The organism is Streptomyces syringium (assembly GCF_017876625.1).
Taxonomy (GTDB): domain Bacteria; phylum Actinomycetota; class Actinomycetes; order Streptomycetales; family Streptomycetaceae; genus Streptomyces; species Streptomyces syringius.
In genome coordinates, this window is record NZ_JAGIOH010000001.1 from 4263206 (window position 1) to 4280378 (window position 17173).

The 17173-nt window shown below is 72.5% G+C and carries 17 protein-coding genes; 12 read left to right on the plus strand and 5 right to left on the minus strand.

Features of this window, described 5'->3' with window-relative positions; translation table 11 throughout:
- Positions 1–104 precede the first annotated feature (104 nt).
- The 6 genes from JO379_RS18995 (at position 105) to JO379_RS19020 (ending at position 5259) form a co-directional block, all read left to right on the plus strand.
- Complete coding sequence (locus JO379_RS18995) at positions 105–1958, plus strand: phosphatidylglycerol lysyltransferase domain-containing protein (RefSeq protein WP_130878305.1); 1854 nt, start codon at positions 105–107, stop codon at positions 1956–1958.
- Positions 1959–2054: 96 nt separating this feature from the next.
- Positions 2055–2945 carry a dihydropteroate synthase gene (gene folP, locus JO379_RS19000; RefSeq protein ID WP_130878304.1) on the plus strand — a complete coding sequence of 297 codons (891 nt, stop codon included), beginning with the start codon at positions 2055–2057 and terminating at the stop codon, positions 2943–2945.
- Positions 2942–3421 carry a nuclear transport factor 2 family protein gene (locus JO379_RS19005; protein ID WP_130878303.1) on the plus strand — a complete coding sequence of 160 codons (480 nt, stop codon included), beginning with the start codon at positions 2942–2944 and terminating at the stop codon, positions 3419–3421. The genes folP and JO379_RS19005 overlap by 4 nt, the downstream gene beginning before the upstream one ends.
- A 343-nt stretch (positions 3422–3764) precedes the next feature.
- Positions 3765–4124 carry a dihydroneopterin aldolase gene (gene folB / locus JO379_RS19010; RefSeq protein ID WP_130878302.1) on the plus strand — a complete coding sequence of 120 codons (360 nt, stop codon included), beginning with the start codon at positions 3765–3767 and terminating at the stop codon, positions 4122–4124.
- Positions 4121–4714 (plus strand): 2-amino-4-hydroxy-6-hydroxymethyldihydropteridine diphosphokinase, encoded by a 594-nt coding sequence (gene folK, locus JO379_RS19015; protein WP_130878301.1) that lies wholly within the window; start codon positions 4121–4123, stop codon positions 4712–4714. The genes folB and folK overlap by 4 nt, the downstream gene beginning before the upstream one ends.
- 53 nt (positions 4715–4767) lie before the next feature.
- Entirely contained in the window at positions 4768–5259 is a 492-nt protein-coding gene (locus JO379_RS19020) for a DUF3180 domain-containing protein (RefSeq protein ID WP_130878300.1), read from the plus strand.
- Between the two features lie 102 nt (positions 5260–5361).
- Here the strand turns inward: JO379_RS19020 and JO379_RS19025 are convergent, their stop codons facing one another.
- A complete protein-coding gene (locus JO379_RS19025; protein WP_130878299.1) occupies positions 5362–6531 on the minus strand; it encodes an ABC transporter ATP-binding protein in 1170 nt (389 codons plus the stop codon).
- 129 nt (positions 6532–6660) lie between these two features.
- Here JO379_RS19025 and JO379_RS19030 point away from each other — a divergent pair, with 129 nt between their 5' ends.
- From JO379_RS19030 to JO379_RS19045, 4 genes are all read left to right on the plus strand, one after another.
- Positions 6661–7350, plus strand: a complete 690-nt coding sequence (locus JO379_RS19030) for an ABC transporter permease (protein WP_209516008.1) — start codon at positions 6661–6663, stop codon at positions 7348–7350.
- Complete coding sequence (locus tag JO379_RS19035) at positions 7350–8096, plus strand: ABC transporter permease (RefSeq protein ID WP_130878297.1); 747 nt, start codon at positions 7350–7352, stop codon at positions 8094–8096. The genes JO379_RS19030 and JO379_RS19035 overlap by 1 nt, the downstream gene beginning before the upstream one ends.
- Positions 8097–8191: 95 nt before the next feature.
- Complete coding sequence (locus JO379_RS19040; RefSeq protein WP_130878296.1) at positions 8192–9172, plus strand: ABC transporter substrate-binding protein; 981 nt, start codon at positions 8192–8194, stop codon at positions 9170–9172.
- Positions 9173–9258: 86 nt separating this feature from the next.
- Entirely contained in the window at positions 9259–10428 is a 1170-nt protein-coding gene (locus JO379_RS19045) for a hypothetical protein (RefSeq protein WP_130878295.1), read from the plus strand.
- Between the two features lie 90 nt (positions 10429–10518).
- Here the strand turns inward: JO379_RS19045 and JO379_RS19050 are convergent, their stop codons facing one another.
- Positions 10519–11670: an NADH-quinone oxidoreductase subunit D gene (locus JO379_RS19050; RefSeq protein WP_130878294.1), complete on the minus strand. Its 1152-nt coding sequence runs from the start codon at positions 11668–11670 to the stop codon at positions 10519–10521.
- Positions 11671–11769: 99 nt separating this feature from the next.
- On the minus strand, positions 11770–12771 hold the full coding sequence (locus tag JO379_RS19055) for an SAM-dependent methyltransferase (protein WP_130878293.1): 1002 nt from the start codon (positions 12769–12771) through the stop codon (positions 11770–11772).
- Positions 12772–12892: 121 nt separating this feature from the next.
- Between JO379_RS19055 and JO379_RS19060 the strand changes: the two genes are divergently transcribed.
- A complete protein-coding gene (locus tag JO379_RS19060) occupies positions 12893–14089 on the plus strand; it encodes a sensor histidine kinase (protein WP_130878292.1) in 1197 nt (398 codons plus the stop codon).
- Between the two features lie 77 nt (positions 14090–14166).
- On the plus strand, positions 14167–14841 hold the full coding sequence (locus JO379_RS19065) for a response regulator (RefSeq protein ID WP_130878291.1): 675 nt from the start codon (positions 14167–14169) through the stop codon (positions 14839–14841).
- 117 nt (positions 14842–14958) lie between these two features.
- On the opposite strand, the gene JO379_RS19070 is transcribed toward JO379_RS19065, so the two are convergent.
- Together JO379_RS19070 and JO379_RS19075 are read right to left on the minus strand one after the other, a co-directional pair.
- Positions 14959–16092: an acyl-CoA dehydrogenase family protein gene (locus tag JO379_RS19070; protein WP_130878290.1), complete on the minus strand. Its 1134-nt coding sequence runs from the start codon at positions 16090–16092 to the stop codon at positions 14959–14961.
- Between the two features lie 48 nt (positions 16093–16140).
- Complete coding sequence (locus JO379_RS19075; RefSeq protein WP_209516012.1) at positions 16141–17124, minus strand: carbohydrate kinase family protein; 984 nt, start codon at positions 17122–17124, stop codon at positions 16141–16143.
- Positions 17125–17173 lie beyond the last annotated feature (49 nt).

The following is a 17173-nucleotide window of genomic DNA, read 5'->3' on the forward strand; positions in this document are numbered from 1 at the left end:
CCCCGGCGGAACCTCAACCCCGAAACCGTCGTCCTACAGGGCGCATAAAGTCCGGGCGCTGCCGCCAGACGGCGCAGGTCCACTCGACAGGACGACGGGAAGAGATGTCTGTCAGGGTAGATGGCAAAAAGTCCGATGGGGTTCCCGAGGGGGCCAAGCGACTGTCGGGGCTCGCGCGCATCCTCAGAGGGCCCAAGCCCGAGAATGTCCCCGTCGTCGTGGGTACGGTCGGCGCCCTCATCGGCCTGGCGGACATCGCGGCCGGGGTCATCCCCCGGTTCCGCATCAGCAAGGTGCACGCCCTCGCCGAGGTGCTGCCCGGCACGGTGACGCAGCTGGCCGCGGCGGGTTCCATCGTCGTCGGCATCCTGCTGCTGATGCTGGCCCACGGCCTCAAGCGGGCCAAGCAGCGGGCCTGGCTGGCCGCCGTCGTGGTGCTGCCGGTCGGTGCCGCCGCGCAGCTGATCTACCGCCACTCGCCGACCGGCACGATCCTCTCGCTGCTGCTCTTCGCGTACCTGCTGCGCCACCGGAGCTCCTTCAACGCGCTGCCGGACCCGCGCAGCCGCTGGAAGGCCGTGGCCAACTTCGTCCTCATGGGCGGGGCCAGCTTCGGCCTCGGCTGGGTGATCGTCGGCTCGCACCCCGACCAGATGGTCGGCGACCCGCCGGTGCTGGAGCAGATCGAGCACGTCATCTGGGGCCTCTTCGGCTTTGAAGGATCGATCCGCTACACCGGCGGCGTCGACTACACCGTCGGCTACTCCCTCGGTGCCCTCGGTCTGCTGACCGTGGCCACCACGGCCTACCTGGCGTTCCGCCCGGCGTACCCGGCGCCCGTCCTCACCGAGGAGGACGAGGACCGGCTGCGCGAGCTGCTCGCCAAGCACGGTGAGCGCGACTCGCTCGGCCACTTCGCGCTCCGCCGCGACAAGAGCGTCGTCTTCTCGCCCTCCGGCAAGGCCGCCGTCTCCTACCGCGTCGTCTCCGGCGTGATGCTCGCCAGTGGTGACCCCATCGGTGACGTCGAGGCCTGGCCGGGCGCGATAGAGCAGTTCATGGAGCTGGCCAAGCGCCACTCCTGGACCCCCGCGGTCGCCGGCTGCAGCGAGACCGGTGGCGAGGTGTGGACCCGTGAGACCGGTCTGGACGCCCTGGAGATGGGCGACGAGGCCATCGTCGACGTGGCCGACTTCAGCCTCTCCGGACGCTCCATGCGCAACGTCCGCCAGATGGTCAAGCGCATCGAGCGCAACGGCTACAGCACCAAGGTGCGCCGGGTCGGGGACCTGAGCCCCGAGGAGCTCGAGGTCGTCCAGAAGGCCGCCAACGCCTGGCGCGACACCGAGGACGAGCGCGGCTTCTCCATGGCGCTGGGCCGGATCGGCGACCCGAAGGACCTGGACGCCGTCATCGCCACCGCCCACAAGGACCCGGAGGAGGGCGAGGACGTCTCCTTCGGTGACCTCAAGGCCATGCAGCACTACGTGCCGTGGGGCCCGGAGGGCAGCTCGCTGGAGCTCATGCGCCGCGACCGCAGCGCCGACCCGGGCATGAACGAGCTGCTGATCGTCGCCTTCCTCCAGGCGGCGCCCGAGCTCAAGATCAAGCGCATGTCGCTGAACTTCGCGTTCTTCCGCTCCGCCCTGGAGCGCGGCGGCAAGCTCGGCGCGGGCCCGGTGGTGCGCATCCAGCGCACGGTGCTGATCTTCCTCTCGCGCTGGTTCCAGATCGAGTCGCTGTACAAGTTCAACGAGAAGTTCCGGCCGCGCTGGGAGCCGCGCTTCATCGTCTTCCCGACCAGCCGCGATCTGCCCCGCATCGGCTTCGCGATGATGCAGGCGGAGGGCTTCCTGGAACTGCCGCGGCTGCTGCGCCGCCGCCCGGCGCCGCCGAAGCCCTTCGAGCAGGACGAGGACAGCGCCCCCGCGCAGAACGAGGTCACCCGCGCGGCCTGACCGCGTGAGCGCCGAATGAAAAGTGCGTGAAAACGCCCCCTGTCCGACCTTTCGGGCAGGGGGCGTTCTCTTTGCCGCACGCCCTAGGCTGGTGGCATGAGTACGTTGCGCGGTCGTTTCGGACCTGTCGGGCTGCCGGAGTGGGACCGCTGTGCGGTGATGGGCGTGGTCAACGTCACGCCCGATTCGTTCTCCGACGGCGGCCACTGGTTCGATACCGCCGCGGCGGTCAAGCGGGGCCTGGACCTGGTCACGGGCGGCGCCGACCTGGTCGATGTGGGCGGCGAGTCCACCCGGCCCGGGGCGTCGCGGGTGGACGAGGCGGAGGAGCTGCGCCGGGTGATCCCGGTGGTGCGCGGCCTGGCGGGCGAGGGCGTGGTGGTGTCCGTGGACACCATGCGGGCCTCGGTCGCGGAGGCGGCGGTCACGGCCGGTGCGGTGCTGGTCAACGACGTGAGCGGCGGACTCGCCGATCCGCAGATGGTGCCCGTGGTGGCCGCGGCCCAGGTGCCCTTCGTGGTGATGCACTGGCGCGGCTTCAGCGCAGACATGAACAGCCGCGCCGTCTACGGGGACGTGGTCGCCGAGGTGCTCGCCGAGCTGCGGGAGCGGGTGGAGGCCGTCGTCGACGGGGGCGTCGACCCCCGGCGGATCGTGGTGGACCCGGGGCTGGGCTTCGCGAAGAACGCCGAGCACGATCTCGCGCTGGTCGCCCGGCTGGCACACCTGCGCCGGGAGCTGGAGCTGCCGATGCTGGTGGCCGCGTCCCGGAAGCGGTTCCTCGGCCGGGTGCTGGCCGGGGACGAGGGCAGCCCGCCGCCGGCCCGCGAGCGGGATGCGGCGACGGCCGCCGTCTCCGCCCTCGCGGCGCGCGAGGGCGCGTGGGCGGTACGGGTGCACGAAGTGGGCGCGAGCGCGGACGCCGTCCGTGTCGCGAGAGCCGTAGAGGGCGCAGCGGCCGCGGCCGGCGCCGAGGGGGCCTGGTGAGCACAGCGCGTACGGACAGCGAGCGGGTCGAGCTGGCGAACACCGCGCTGTACGAGGCGGTGGAGCGCGGCGACACGGTGGCCATGGAGCAACTGTGGGTGGACAGCCCCGATGTCGACGTCTCGTGCGTGCACCCGGGGTGGCCGGTGCTGCGGGGGCGGGGCGAGGTGCTCCGCTCGTATGCGCTGATCATGGCGAGTACCGACTACATCCAGTTCTTCCTCACCGATGTCGAGGTGGCGGTGGCCGGTGACACGGCGCTGGTGACCTGCACGGAGAACATCCTCAGCGGTGGTCCGGCGGAGACCGAGGGCGAGCTGGGGCCGCTGGTGGGCCAGCTGGTCGTGGCGACGAACGTCTTCCGGCGGGTGGGGGAGGACTGGAAGGTCTGGTCCCACCACGGTTCGCCGGTGCTCGCGGGCCGGGAGGACGAGGAGGACGAGGACGAGGAGCCGGGCGGTCCGGAGCGGGCGTGATCCGGCCGCCGGTGCGTGCGAGGAGGGTGCCGCGCCAGTGGCATGCGTCACGTGCGGGGCGTGGGGTCCGTCACGGCGGCACGTCAGTGTGAGGGGAATGTGATCACTCGTTCGAGCTGCTTGCGGGCGGGGTAGGGGTGGAGCGCGAGGGCATCGGGTAAGCGCGGCGGGAGCCCGTCTAGCACCGCTTGCGCTCCTTGTCCATAGCACCCGTGGGCGGGCACTGTCGGTGCGCGCAGGTAGATTCGAAGATGGGTAACCCGGCCGAAGGCAGGGGGACGGGCGATGTGCCGGCAGTGGCCGGCGCGCTCCCGCACACCGACAACCAGCAGGAGTGATTCGTGTGGATCGTGTCGCGCTGCGCGGCTTGAAGGCTCGCGGGCACCACGGGGTGTTCCCCCGGGAGCGCGAGGAGGGCCAGACCTTCATCGTGGACCTGGTGCTGAGTCTGGACACCCGGCCCGCCGCGGACGCGGACGACCTCGCGAAGACCGTGCACTACGGCGTGGTGGCCGAGGAGGTCGTCGGCGTGGTGCAGGGTGAGCCGGTCGACCTGATCGAGACGCTGGCCGAGCGAATCGCCCAGCAGTGCCTCAAGCACGAAGCGGTACGGGAGGTGGAGGTCGTCGTGCACAAGCCCGACGCCCCGATCACCGTGCCGTTCGACGATGTGACGATCACGATTACCCGGAGCCGAGTATGAGCAGCAGCGACCCGACCGTGCAGCCGGTGCCCGCCTCCGTGGTGGAGCAGGTGGACGCCGCCGATGTGACGTTGAGCAACCCCAAGCGGGCGGTGATCTCGCTCGGCAGCAACCTGGGCAACCGCCTGGAGACCCTGCAGGGCGCGATCGACGCACTGGAGGACACCCCGGGCCTGCGGGTCAAGGCGGTCTCCCCGGTGTACGAGACCCAGCCCTGGGGCGTCGACGCCGGCTCGCAGCCGACGTATTACAACGCGGTGGTGCTGGTGAAGACCACGCTTCCGCCGGCGTCGCTGCTGGAGCGCGGGCACGCCATCGAGGAGGCCTTCGAGCGTGTGCGGGACGAGCGTTGGGGCCCCCGCACCCTTGATGTCGATATCGTCACCTATCAGGATGTTCTGTCGGACGACCCGCTGCTGACGCTGCCCCACCCGCGCGTCCATGAGCGCGCTTTTGTCCTGGTGCCGTGGTACGACGTTGACCCGGAGGCCGTGGTGCCCGGTCGCGGCCCGGTCGTCGAGCTGCTGTCCGGCGTCGGCACGGACGGCGTCAATCCGCGCGTCGACCTGGAACTTCGACTGCCCGAGTAGCCGTTGGGCCCATGTAGTTCCGGTGCGCCGAGGAATCATGGAGGAGCGACCCAGTGAAGCAACTGCGGGTCAGTGTGCTGGTGGGGCTGTTCGCGGTGGCCGGGATCCTGTCCTGGGCGGGCGCCCGGCTGTGGGACTCGGTCGGCACCCTGCCGAGCGTGCCGGTGGCGGCGCCCATCGTGCTGGCGGTCATCGCCGTCGTCCTGGCCGCGACCGCCTTCTCGCTGCGCTCCCGGCTACGGGCCCAGCGTGAGCGGCGGCCCGGCGCCAAGGGCGTCGACCCGCTGCTGGCCGCCCGCGCGGTCGTCTTCGGCCAGGCGAGCGCGCTGGTCGCGTCGCTGGTCGCGGGCATGTACGGCGGGGTGGGCGTCTTCCTGCTCATCGACGGCCTGGACGTCCCGGCCCGCCGGGACCAGGCGATCTACGCGGGCGCGTCCGTGCTCGCGGGCGCGTGCGTGGTGGCCGCGGCGTTCTTCCTGGAGCGCGTCTGCAAGCTTCCGGAGGACGACGAGGAAAACGGCGGCACGGCGGCCAAGGCGGCGTAGGCCTGTAGGCGCCCTGCGGGCGCGTCCTCAAGCGCCGGACGGGCTGCACGTGCAGCCCGTCCGGCGCCCTGCGGACACCGCCGCGCAGCGGTGGTGCGGGCGTCACAGACCGGGGATCGTCTCCAGCTCCACGTCCCCCCGCGCGGCCCCCCGCGCATCCGCATCGATCGAGCGTCGCAGCGCCTCGTGGAGACGCGCCGGGGTGAGGACGCCCACGAAGTGGTCGGCGTCCTCGCCGTCGAGGACGGCGATCCATCCGGCGTCGTGCTGGAGCATCGTGCTGAACGCCTGCTTGAGCGACGCCCCCACGGGCAGCCAGGCGTCCATGCGCCGCGAGTGCTGCCGGACGGTGCCGTCGGCGGGGCCGGTCAGCGCGTCGGCGGAGACCCAGCCGTGCAGATGGTCCGCGTCGTCCAGGACGACGGCCCAGCGCGCGCCCTCCGCGGCCAGCCGGGCGGCGGCCGTGACGATCCGGTCGTCGAGGTGGACGACCGGGGGCTGTTCCAGGTCGCCGGGCTCGATGGAGGTCACCGACAGGCGCTTGAGGCCGCGGTCGGCCCCGACGAAGTCGGCGACGTAGGGCGTGGCGGGGGCGCCGAGGACCGCCGCCGGCGGGTCGAACTGCTCGATGCGTCCGTTGCCGTAGACCGCGATGCGGTCACCGAGGCGGACGGCCTCCTCGATGTCGTGCGTGACGAACAGGACGGTCTTGCGGACCTGGGACTGCAGCCGCAGGAACTCGTTCTGGAGGTGCTCGCGGACGACGGGGTCGACCGCGCCGAAGGGTTCGTCCATCAGGAGCACGGGCGGGTCGGCGGCCAGGGCGCGCGCCACACCGACCCGCTGCCGCTGCCCGCCGGAGAGCTGATCGGGGTAGCGGTCGCCGTAGACGGACGGGTCGAGGCCGACGAGGTCCAGCAGCTCGGCCGCGCGGGCGCGGGCCTTCTTGCGCTGCCAGCCCAGCAGATGCGGGACGGTCGCGGTGTTGTCCAGCACGGTCTTGTGCGGGAAGAGGCCGACCTGCTGGATGACGTAGCCGATGCGGCGGCGCAGCTCCACGGGATCGACCGTGGCGATGTCCTCGCCGTCGAGGTGGATGTGGCCGCTGGTCGGCTCGATCAGCCGGTTGACCATCTTCATCGTGGTGGTCTTGCCGCAGCCGGAGGGCCCGACGAGCGTGACCAGCTCACCCTCCGCCACCTCGAACGACAGGTCGTCCACGGCGGTCGTGCCATCGGCGTAGCGCTTGGTGACGTGCTCGAAGCGGATCATGCTTCCCCATTCTGGCCGTACTCCTGACGGACATTGTTGCCGTTGTGTGGCGGCCGCAGTCGAATGTCAGTGCGCGGGGTTAGGGTCGCCAGTAACCGAGGGTCAAGGGCCAGGGGGAGGTGAGGGCGGATGGCGGGCCAGAACTGTCTGATCACCAATGAGTGGATCTGCGGCGAATATGTGCGCACGCGCGGTCAGGAGTTGACCGACGCCACTCTCCAGCACGTCGGGATCACGCTCGCGTCGGTCGCCATCGGGCTGCTCGTCGCCTTTCCGCTGGCCCTGCTGGCCCGCAGATGGCGCGGCGTGGCGGGACCGGTGCTCGGGCTGACCACGATTCTCTACACCGTCCCCTCGCTGGCGATGTTCTCGCTGCTGGTGCCGGTCTTCGGGCTGTCGGTGGCGGTCGTGGTCACGGGCCTGGTGCTCTATTCGCTGACGATCCTCGTGCGGAACATCCTGGCCGGGCTCGCCTCGGTGCCCGAGGAGGCCCGGGAGGCCGCCCGCGGCATGGGGTACGGGCCGGTGCGGCTGCTGTTCGGCGTCGAGCTCCCCCTCGCGCTGCCCGCCCTGATGGCGGGCCTGCGGATCACTACGGTCTCCACGGTCTCCCTCACCACCGTCGGCGCGATCATCGGCTACGGCGGTCTGGGCAATCTCATCTACGAGGGCATGCACAGCTTCTTCAAGGCGCAGGTGCTCACCGCCTCGGCGCTGTGCGTGGCCCTCGCGGTCCTCGCGGACCTCGCCCTGCTGCTCGTGCAGCGGCTGCTGACGCCCTGGGCGCGGGCCGGCAAGCGGAAGAAGGCGGCGGCCTGATGAGCGTCATCGCGAACACCTGGACGTGGCTGACCACCGGCGCGCACTGGTCCGGCGCGGACGGCGTCTGGCACCGCCTCGGCGAGCACCTGTTCCTGACCGTGGTGTGCCTGGCGATCTCCTGCGCCATCGCCCTGCCCGTCGCCGTGCTGCTGGGCCATGTGGGCAAGGGCGGCGCGCTCGCGGTGAACATCTCCAACGCGGGCCGCGCCGTGCCCACCTTCGCCGTGCTGGTGCTGCTGCTCCTCAGCCCGCTCGGTACGCACGGGTCCTGGCCGACCATCATCGCGCTGGTGCTGTTCGCCATCCCACCACTGCTGACCAACGCGTACGTGGGCATGCGCGAGGTCGACCGGGACGTGGTCGAGGCAGCCCGCGGAATGGGCATGACGGGCCGCCAGCTCATCGGCCGGGTCGAGCTGCCGCTCGCCTTCCCGCTGATCCTCACCGGCGTCCGGACCGCGGCCGTACAGGTCGTGGCCACCACCACGCTGGCCGCACTGCCCGGCGGCGGCGGTCTCGGCCGGATCATCACCGCCGGTTTCCGGCTCACCGACACCGCGCAGGTGGTGTCCGGGGCCCTGCTGGTGGCCGCGCTCGCCCTGCTGGTCGAGGGGGCGTTCGTGGCCGTGGAGCGGCTGCTGGACCCGCGCCGCCGCCGTACGCGCATAGCGGACCGGAAGACCGGCGGCCGTGGCCCGGCGGCCCCCGCCGAGGCGCCGGCCCCGGTGGGAAGCCCCGCCTGACACGGCGCCGTGTCCCTGCGATGCTGCCGTTTTGACGTCTGATCACCCGCGCGTCCGCCCCGGCGGACGTTCGGCCGAAGTGGATGGAGTGCCCCATGAGCTGGACCTCGCGCCCCGCGCGGACCACCCGCGCCCTGCTGGCCGTGGCCGGCGCCACCGCCCTGGCCGCGGGCCTGACGGCCTGTGGCGGCGACAGTCTGGAGAAGTCCGGCGGTGGTGGTGGTTCGGCCAAGCCGGGCCAGGGCTCACTGGTGATCGGATCCGCGTCCTTCACCGAGTCCAAGCTGCTCGCGGAGATATACGCGGGGCTGCTCAAGGACGCCGGATATTCGACGCGCATCAAGACGGTCGACGCCCGTGAGCTGTATGAACCGGCCCTGGAGAAGGGCCAGATCGATGTGGTCCCGGAGTATGCGGCGACGCTCGCCGAATTCCTGAACAAGAAGCAGAACGGTAAGGACGCCGCCCCGGTCGCCTCGGCCGATGCCGACGCCACCGTGAAGGCCCTTCGGAAACTCGCCGAGCCGCGCGGACTGAAGGTGCTCGACCCCGGTCGGGCGGTCGATCAGAACGCCTTCGCCGTCAGCCGGGACTTTGCCGCCGAGCACCACCTCAAAACCCTTTCCGACCTGGGGAAATCGAAGCAGAAGATCAAGCTCGCGGCGGGCGACGAATGCTCACAGCGGCCCTTCTGCCAGCCGGGTCTGGAGAAGACCTACGGCATCGACGTCACCGGTATCGACCCGCTGGAGGTCGGCAGCACCCAGGCCAAGCAGGCGGTCAAGGACGGCAAGGACCAGATGGTCCTCACCACCACCACGGACGCCACCCTCGAACAGTTCGGCCTTGTTCTCCTCGAGGACGACAAGAAGCTCCAGAACGCCGACAACGTACTGCCGGTGGTGAATGCGGAGAAGGCCGGTTCGCAGAAGATCGCGGACGCGCTCGGGAAGCTCAGCAGGGTGCTGACCACGGCCGATCTCACCGAACTCAACAAGAAGGTCGACGCGGAGCGGCTGAAGCCCGCGGATGTCGCCGCGCGCTACCTCAAGGACAAGGGCCTGCTCACGAAGTAGCCGGGAAGTAGGGGCGAAGTAAGATCAAGGGAAGAGTTTGGTGGTGGGGTCACACTCTTCGGGCGTCGCACGGTAAGTTTCAGGCCATGCCACGAGGACGCCACCGCCATTCGCCGCCCCTGCACAGGCTCCTTCCCTCATCGACGGTCGCCGCGACATCGGTCGCCTGCGCCGCCGGTGCCTGGGTGGTCGGAGAAACGGTCCTCATCCGCAGTCTCGCGGCGGCCGCGGCCGCCGCCTCTGTGGTCGGCGCCGTACTGATGCGCCGCTGGGACCGTTCCGCCGGCAAGCGCGTCGCCCAGCTCACCGCGGCCCGGGTGCGCGACGAGTGGAAGACCGAGGAGCGCATAGCCGAGCTGGAGACGGATCTCGAGGAGTCGCGCCTCCTGCGCACCAGGCTGGAGACCAAGCTCCGCGCCAAGCGCTCCGAGCTGGCACGACTGCGCACCGAGCACGCGGACCTGCTGCGCCGGTACGCCACCGCCGAGACCGAGCGGGCCGGAGTCCTGGAGCGCCAGCGGCTGCTCACCAAGAACTCCGCCGCACCGGCCGCCAAGGAGCTGGAGGCCGCGGCGTCGGCCCGGCAGAACGCTGCCGCCGCCTACGTCAAGGCCGCCGACGCGCTGCGCAACCTGGAGCGCAACGGCGCCGCGCAGCGGGCCGCCGCCGAGACCCCGGACGTGCCCGCGGCCGCGGTCCCCGCGCCCAAGGCCCTGGAGAAGGCCGAAAGGCCGGCGAACGCCGCGGACCCCGAGGCGGTCAAGGCCCCCCAGCCCCCGCGGAAGCCCGGCGGCCCGGGGAAGCCCGGGCCCGGCACGCCCGGCCTCATGCCCGCCCCCAGGCCCGGCACGGGTGGTGTCGTGCGCGACCAGCGCACGGTGCCCGCCGCGGCGGCCGTGCTGCCCCAGGCGCCCGCGCGCACCGCGTCCCGGGCGCAGGGCGGCTTCGACTTCTTCGGCACCCAGGGGACGCCGGCCCTGCCCGCGCGCCCTGTCGAGGAGGAGGACCTCGCGGACGTCGTCGGCGAGGAGGCCCTCGCCGAGCGGGAACGCGCCCAGACGGCCGAGGCGGCGGCCGTGCCGGATCTCGACACCGACATCGACGACACCGACACCGACATCGAGGACACCGACGACGCCGAGGACGGGGCCGAGGACGACGAGCCGCGGACCGCGGCCGACGGTTCGGTCATCGACCTGACCGCGCACGACGAGACCGAGCAGATCGACGTCGCCGGACTGCGCAGCGCGATCTAGCGGCGGCGCGAGCGACGGACAAGAAGGGCGGGGCCCCTGACATGCCGAACGGCATGTCAGGGGCCCCGCCCTTCTTGCTGCTGCTCGGCGCTATTTATCGATGTCTCCCACCACGAAGAACAGCGAGCCCAGGATCGCGACCATGTCGGCGACCAGCGTGCCCGGCAGCAGCTCCACCAGCGCCTGGATGTTGTTGAACGAGGCCGAGCGCAGCTTGAGCCGGTACGGCGTCTTCTCGCCCTTGGACACCAGGTAGTAGCCGTTGAGCCCGAGCGGGTTCTCGGTCCACGCGTAGGTCGAGCCCTCCGGTGCCTTGAGCACCTTGGGCAGCCGCTGGTTGATCGGACCCGGCGGCAGCCCCTCCATCCGGTCCAGGCAGGCGTCCGCCAGGTCCAGCGAGTTGTGGGTCTGCTCCAGCAGGCACTCGAAGCGGGCCAGGCAGTCGCCGTCCTGGCGCGTGACGACCTTCAGCGTGTCCTGGAGCTCCCCGTAGGCGAGGTACGGCTCGTCGCGCCGCAGATCGAAGTCGACGCCGGAGGCGCGGGCGATGGGCCCGCTGACCCCGTACGCGTGCACGGCCTCGCGCGACAGGACGCCGACACCGCGGGTACGGGCCCGGAAGATCTCGTTGCCGAGCACCAGCCGGTCGTAGACGTCCATCCGCGAGCGGACCTCGGCGACCGCGTGCCGGGCCCGGCCGAGCCAGCCCGCGGGCAGGTCCTCCTTCAGGCCGCCGACGCGGTTGAACATGTAGTGCATCCGGCCGCCCGAGACCTCCTCCATCACCGTCTGGAGCTCCTCGCGCTCGCGGAAGGCGTGGAAGACGGGCGTGATGCCGCCCAGCTCCAGGGGGTAGGAGCCGAGGAACATCAGATGGTTGAGGACCCGGTTCAGCTCGGCGAGCAGCGTGCGCGTCCACACCGCCCGCTCGGGCACCTCCATGCCGAGCATCCGCTCGACGGCGAGGACGACCCCGAGCTCGTTGGAGAAGGCCGACAGCCAGTCGTGGCGGTTGGCCAGCATGATGATCTGCCGGTAGTCGCGCGCCTCGAACAGTTTCTCCGCGCCCCGGTGCATATAGCCGATGACCGGTTCGGCGTGCTGGATCCGCTCCCCGTCGAGGACGAGCCGCAGCCGCAGCACGCCGTGCGTGGACGGGTGCTGCGGGCCGATGTTGAGCACCATGTCGGTGCTTTCCGCCGCGCCGCCGATGCCGACTGTGGTCTCAGAGGTTGGGGCCATGGGGAGTAGTTTGTCAGTCACGCGCGCGTGAGGCGGTCCGGGGCGCCCGAAGAGGCCGGCCGCACGCCCCGCCGCACCCCTCGCCGCGGACGCCGCCGCTCACCCCGCCGCCAGCTCCGCCGGCAGCCCCGCGCAGGCCCCGCCCACCGGGTGCAGCAGCCAGCCGAAGGCGCCCAGCCCCGCCGGGGCCAGCAGCTCCGCCGCCTCGCCCGCCGCGCCCAGCGCCCGGACGTACGCCGCCGGGTCGGTGGAGGCGAGCGCCAGCGGCGGCCTGCGGCCGTCGACGCCGAGCGCCGTCAGGGCCTGGCGCTGGGTCAGCAGCGAGCCGCCCTCGCCCGCGCAGGCGTCCAGCGCGACGTGCGCGGTGATGTCGCAGGAGCCGTCCGGCACCGGCCGCACCTCGCGGCCCTCGCGGAAGCCCGCGAGCGTGCCGAAGGGCGGCCGGTGGTCCCGGCCGTGCGTGTAGTCCACCGCCACCGCCAGCCCGGCCCGCAGGCTGCCGACCGCGCGCGCCCAGGCGGCGTCGCGCGGGTGGCCGATCTCCGCGCGGGAGCCGGGGGGCGCGCCCTCCAGCGGCCACCAGCGGGCGAGCCAGGCGGCGTCCTCGCCCTGGACGGGGTCGCCGAGCAGCTCCTCGCCGTCCGGCTGCACGAGCACCTGGCGCGGTGTGCCCTCGGCGTCCGCCTCGGCGATGTCGAGCGGCACGTTGTCCAGCCACTCGTTGGCGAACAGCAGGCCCTCCACGTCCTCCGGGAGGTCACCCAGCCAGGTGATCCGCTCGTCGAGTCCCGGCGGTCGTGCCGCCCGTTCGACGGCGTACGGGCGCAGCCGCGCCGCGAGTTCCGGCGGCACCTGCGCCAGCACCCCGGTGAGCAGCTCGCCGCGCCCGGCCCCGACATCGGTCAGCGCCAGCTCCGCCGGACGCCCGAGCGCCGCGTCGACCCGGCCCAGCAGCCGGGCGACGGCCCCCGCGTAGAGCGGGGAGGCGTGGACGGAGGTACGGAAGTGCCCGGCGGGGCCCTCGGGGCGCCGGTAGAAGCCGCCGGGCCCGTACAGGGCGGTCTCCGCCGCCGTCCGCCAGGTTCTCGTTCCCTGTGCCATACGCACACGCTATGCGTCCCCGGCGGTCACCTCGCCTCCACCTTGCGGAGTAGGCGGGGCGTACAGGGATCGATCGTCCGGTTGACCCCGGCACGTACTCCTGGTGCCTACGCTGGGTGACGTGCAGCGCCTCTACGACTTCCTCCGCAGGCACCCGACGGGTGTGGACAGCTTCTGGGCCGTCCTGCTGCTCGGCCTGATCGTGCTCTCGTCCTCGTCGGACGGGCCGGGCCGGGGCCCCGTGATCGCGGAGATCCTCATCTATGCCGCGCTGTGCCTCGTGATCGCGCTGCGCCGCCGCGCGCCGGAGAAGATGCTCCTCCTGGCCACGGCCGCCGGGGTGGCCCAGCTCGCCCTGGACGTCTCCCAGCACCCGGCCGACTTCGCCATGCTCGTGATCATCTACACGGTCGCGTCCGGCAACACCCGCTGGGCTTCCCGGTACGCCCTCGTCGGCGCCCTCGTCGCCCCCGCGCTCGCCACGATCCGCTGGAGCACCTACGAGGGGAGCCTGTCGAGCGAGGTCATCCAGACGGTGTTCCTCACCGTCCCCTTCGTTCTCGCCTGGGTGCTGGGCGACTCGATCCGCACCCGCCGCGCCTACTGGGCCCAGCTCGAGGAGCGCGCCGCGCGCCTGGAGAAGGAACGCGAGCAGCAGTCGCGGATGGCCGTGGTCGCCGAGCGGGCGCGGATCGCGCGCGAACTGCACGACGTCGTGGCGCACAACGTCTCGGTGATGGTCGTCCAGGCGGACGGCGCCGCCTACGTCCTGGACGCCTCGCCGGAGCAGGCCAAGCAGGCGCTGGAGACGATCTCCGGCACCGGCCGCCAGGCCCTGGCGGAGATGCGCCGGCTGCTGGGCGTGCTGCGCACCGACGAGGGCGGCGAGGGCGGCGAGTACGTCCCGCAGCCGGACGTGGAGCAGATCGGCGACCTCGTCGAGCAGGTGCGCAGCGCGGGCCTGCCGGTGGACTTCCGGATCGAGGGCTCCCCCCGGCCGCTGCCCAGCGGCGTGGAGCTCACCGCGTACCGCATCGTGCAGGAAGCGCTCACCAACACCCGTAAGCACGGCGGCCCCGACGCGGCCGCGAGCGTGCGGCTCACGTACTTCGACGACGGGCTGGGCCTGCTCGTCGAGGACGACGGCCGCGGCGCGCAGCACGAGCTGTACGAGGAGGGCGGCGCGGACGGCATGGGGCACGGGATGATCGGCATGCGCGAGCGCGTCGGCATGGTCGGGGGCACGCTGGACGCGGGCCCGCGGGCGGGCGGCGGCTTCCGGATCAGTGTGCTGCTGCCGATCAGGGCGGGCCGCTGATCAGCGGCCGTGGCGTTCACGGAGTATGGAAGGACGCGCGTGCCGCTCGTACGCGCGCCGAGGAAAGGGACCCCCGCATGTCGATCCGCGTGATGCTCGTCGACGATCAGGTGCTGCTGCGCACCGGATTCCGCATGGTGCTGGCAGCCCAGCCGGACATGGACGTCGTCGCCGAGGCCGGGGACGGCGCCGAGGCCCTGGAGGTGCTGCGCGGGACCGATGTCGACGTGGTGCTGATGGACGTGCGCATGCCGCGCATGGACGGGGTGGAGGCGACCCGCCGCATCTGCGGGCAGGAGGGGGCGCCGAAGGTGCTGATCCTGACGACCTTCGACCTCGACGAGTACGCCTTCTCCGCGCTCAAGGTCGGCGCCAGCGGCTTCATGCTCAAGGACGTGCCGCCGGCCGAACTGCTGGGCGCGATCCGCGCGGTGCACAGCGGGGACGCGGTCGTCGCGCCCAGCACCACGCGACGGCTGCTGGACCGCTTCACGCCGATGCTGCCGAGCGCGGTGGGCGAGCCGTCGAGCGCCGAGCTGGACCGTCTGACGGGCCGCGAGCGCGAGGTGATGCTGCTGGTGGCCCAGGGGCTGTCCAACGGCGAGATCGCGGCGCGGCTGGTCCTCTCCGAGGCCACGGTGAAGACGCATGTGGGGCGCATCCTCACGAAGCTGGGGCTGCGGGACCGGGTGCAGGTGGTGGTGCTGGCGTATGAGAGCGGGCTCGTACGGGCTGGTGGGGGCGCGCAGTAGCGACGCCGGGGCGGTGTCGGGCGCACCTCCGCTGCGCGGCGGTGTCCTCAATCGCCGGACGGGCTTGATGTGGCTGAGCTCGGCCACATCAAGCCCGCTCGAGACGGCCCGCGGTCTTCAGAGCCCGCCGCCGCCGGCCCGCCTGCCGGCGAGCCAGGCCGCCGCCGCCGGTTCGGGCCGCAGGCGTACGTGGCTGGCGGCGGTATGGACGTCCCGCCAGGCGCGCTGGAGCGGGTGGCTCTGTGAGAAGCCGCGGGTGCCGGCGGCGGACATGAGGCGGTCCACGGCCTCGGTCGCGAGTTCCGCCGCCCGGGCGCAGTCCCACGGGGACCAGGACGGCCAGTCGGGGCGCGGGACGGCCGCCGTGCCGTCGGCGTCCCGGGCGACGCGCTCCACCAGCAGCCGGGCCAGCTCCACGTCACCCGCGGCCCGCACCAGGGCGAGCCGGTCGGGCGTCACCGTGTCGTCCTCGCCGAGGAGTTGCCGGCCGGCGAGCTCCATCGCGCCCTGCGCGGCCCCGAGGACGGGCGGTGCGAACGTCATTCCCGCGATGGAGCGCAGCGGGACGACGGGGCGGCCCTCCAGGGACGTGGTGCTGACGTCGCTCATGGGGAAGGTGCGGTGGTCGGGCACGAAGACGTCGTCCGCGACGAGCGTGTGGCTGCCGGTACCGCGCATGCCGAGCGTGTCCCACGTGGTCTCCACGGTGAACGCCTCGCGCGGCAGCGCGAAGAACAGGTTCTCGGCGGTGCCGTCCGGCTCCGGGGATGCGGCCGGGCCCGCCACCAGGGCCCACTCGGCGTGACCGGTCGCGCTGGTGTACGGCCAGCGCCCGGACAGCCGCCAGCCGCCGGGCACGGCCTCGGGGCGGCCGACCGGCAGCATGGACGACGCGATGACGGTGTCCGGGCCGTCCGACCACAGATCGCGCTGCCCCTCCTCGGGCAGGAAGGCGGCGACCCGGCTCCCGTAGGCGAGGATCGAGGCGCACCAGCCGGCGGAGGCGCAGCCCTCTCCCACCGTCATGATCGCGTCGGTGATCTCCAGGAACCCGCCCCCGCCGCCGCCCCACCGGCGCGGCACGAAGTGCCGGGGGAAGCCGGCCGTGACGAGGGCGCGCAGTACCTCCGGCCGCAGCTCGCGCTCGGTGTCGGCGGCCTCGGCGTGGGCCGCGGCGATGTCCCGTGCCTTGTGGGCCGCGACGGACAGGTCCGTTTCGTGGACGTTGTGGATGTCGTACGCGGTGTTCATCGGGTGTCTCTCCTGGTCTGTCGGGGGTGCGGCGCGCGTGCCCCGCGGTCAGCGGCCGGTCAGGGCGGTGAGCACGGACGCGGCGGTCAGCGGCCCGTAGGCGGCGGTGAGGGCCTCCGCGCAGCGGGCCGGGTCGAACGCGTACGTCTGCGTCCCCACCTCGGTCAGGGCGAGGGACGCCAGCGCGGATCCGGCCCGCGCGGCCCGTACGGGGGCGCCGCCGGTGGTCAGGGCCGCGAGGAAGCCGGCGCGGTAGGCGTCGCCCGCCCCGGTCGGGTCGGCGACGCGCGCGGCCGGCACGGCCGCGACCGCGACCGCCGCCTCGCCGTGGCGCTCGACGCGGCTGCCCTGCTCGCCGAGGGTGGTGATCCAGGTGCCGACGCGGCCGAGGACCTGGTCGTGGGTCCAGCCGGACTTCTCCAGCAGCAGGGCGTGTTCGTAGGCGTTGGTGAACAAATAGGCCGCGCCGTCGATCAGTTCACGGACCTCGTGGCCGTCGAGGCGGGCGAGCTGCTGGGAGGGGTCGGCGGCGTGGCGGATGCCCAGCGTGCGGCAGGCGCGGGTGTGCCGCAGCATGGCCCGTGGGTCGTCGGCCCCGACGAGGACGAGGTCCAGGCCGCCCAGCCTGCGGACGGTCGCGGCCAGTTCGATGTCGGCGGCCTCGGTCATCGCGCCCGCGTAGAAGGCGGCGATCTGGTTGCCGTCCAGGTCGGTGGTGCACAGGAAGCGGGAGGTGTGCCGGGTGGCGGACAGCCGCACGGAAGCGGTGTCGACGCCCACCGCGCGCAGCCGGGCGCCGTACTCCTCGAAGTCGTCGGCGCCCGCGGCGCCGACGAGCGCGGGAGTACGGCCCAGCAGGGCCAGCCCGTACGCGATGTTGGCGGCGACCCCGCCGTAGCGGACGTCGAGCGTGTCGACGAGGAACGACAGCGAGACGCTGGCGAGCGCGTCGGGCAGCAGCTGCTCGGTGATCCGGCCCGGGAAGGTCATCAGGTGGTCGGTGGCGATCGAGCCGGTGACGGCGGTACGCATCGGGGCCCCGTGGCGGTGGTGTGGGTGGGTTCGGCGCGGGGCCGGAGAG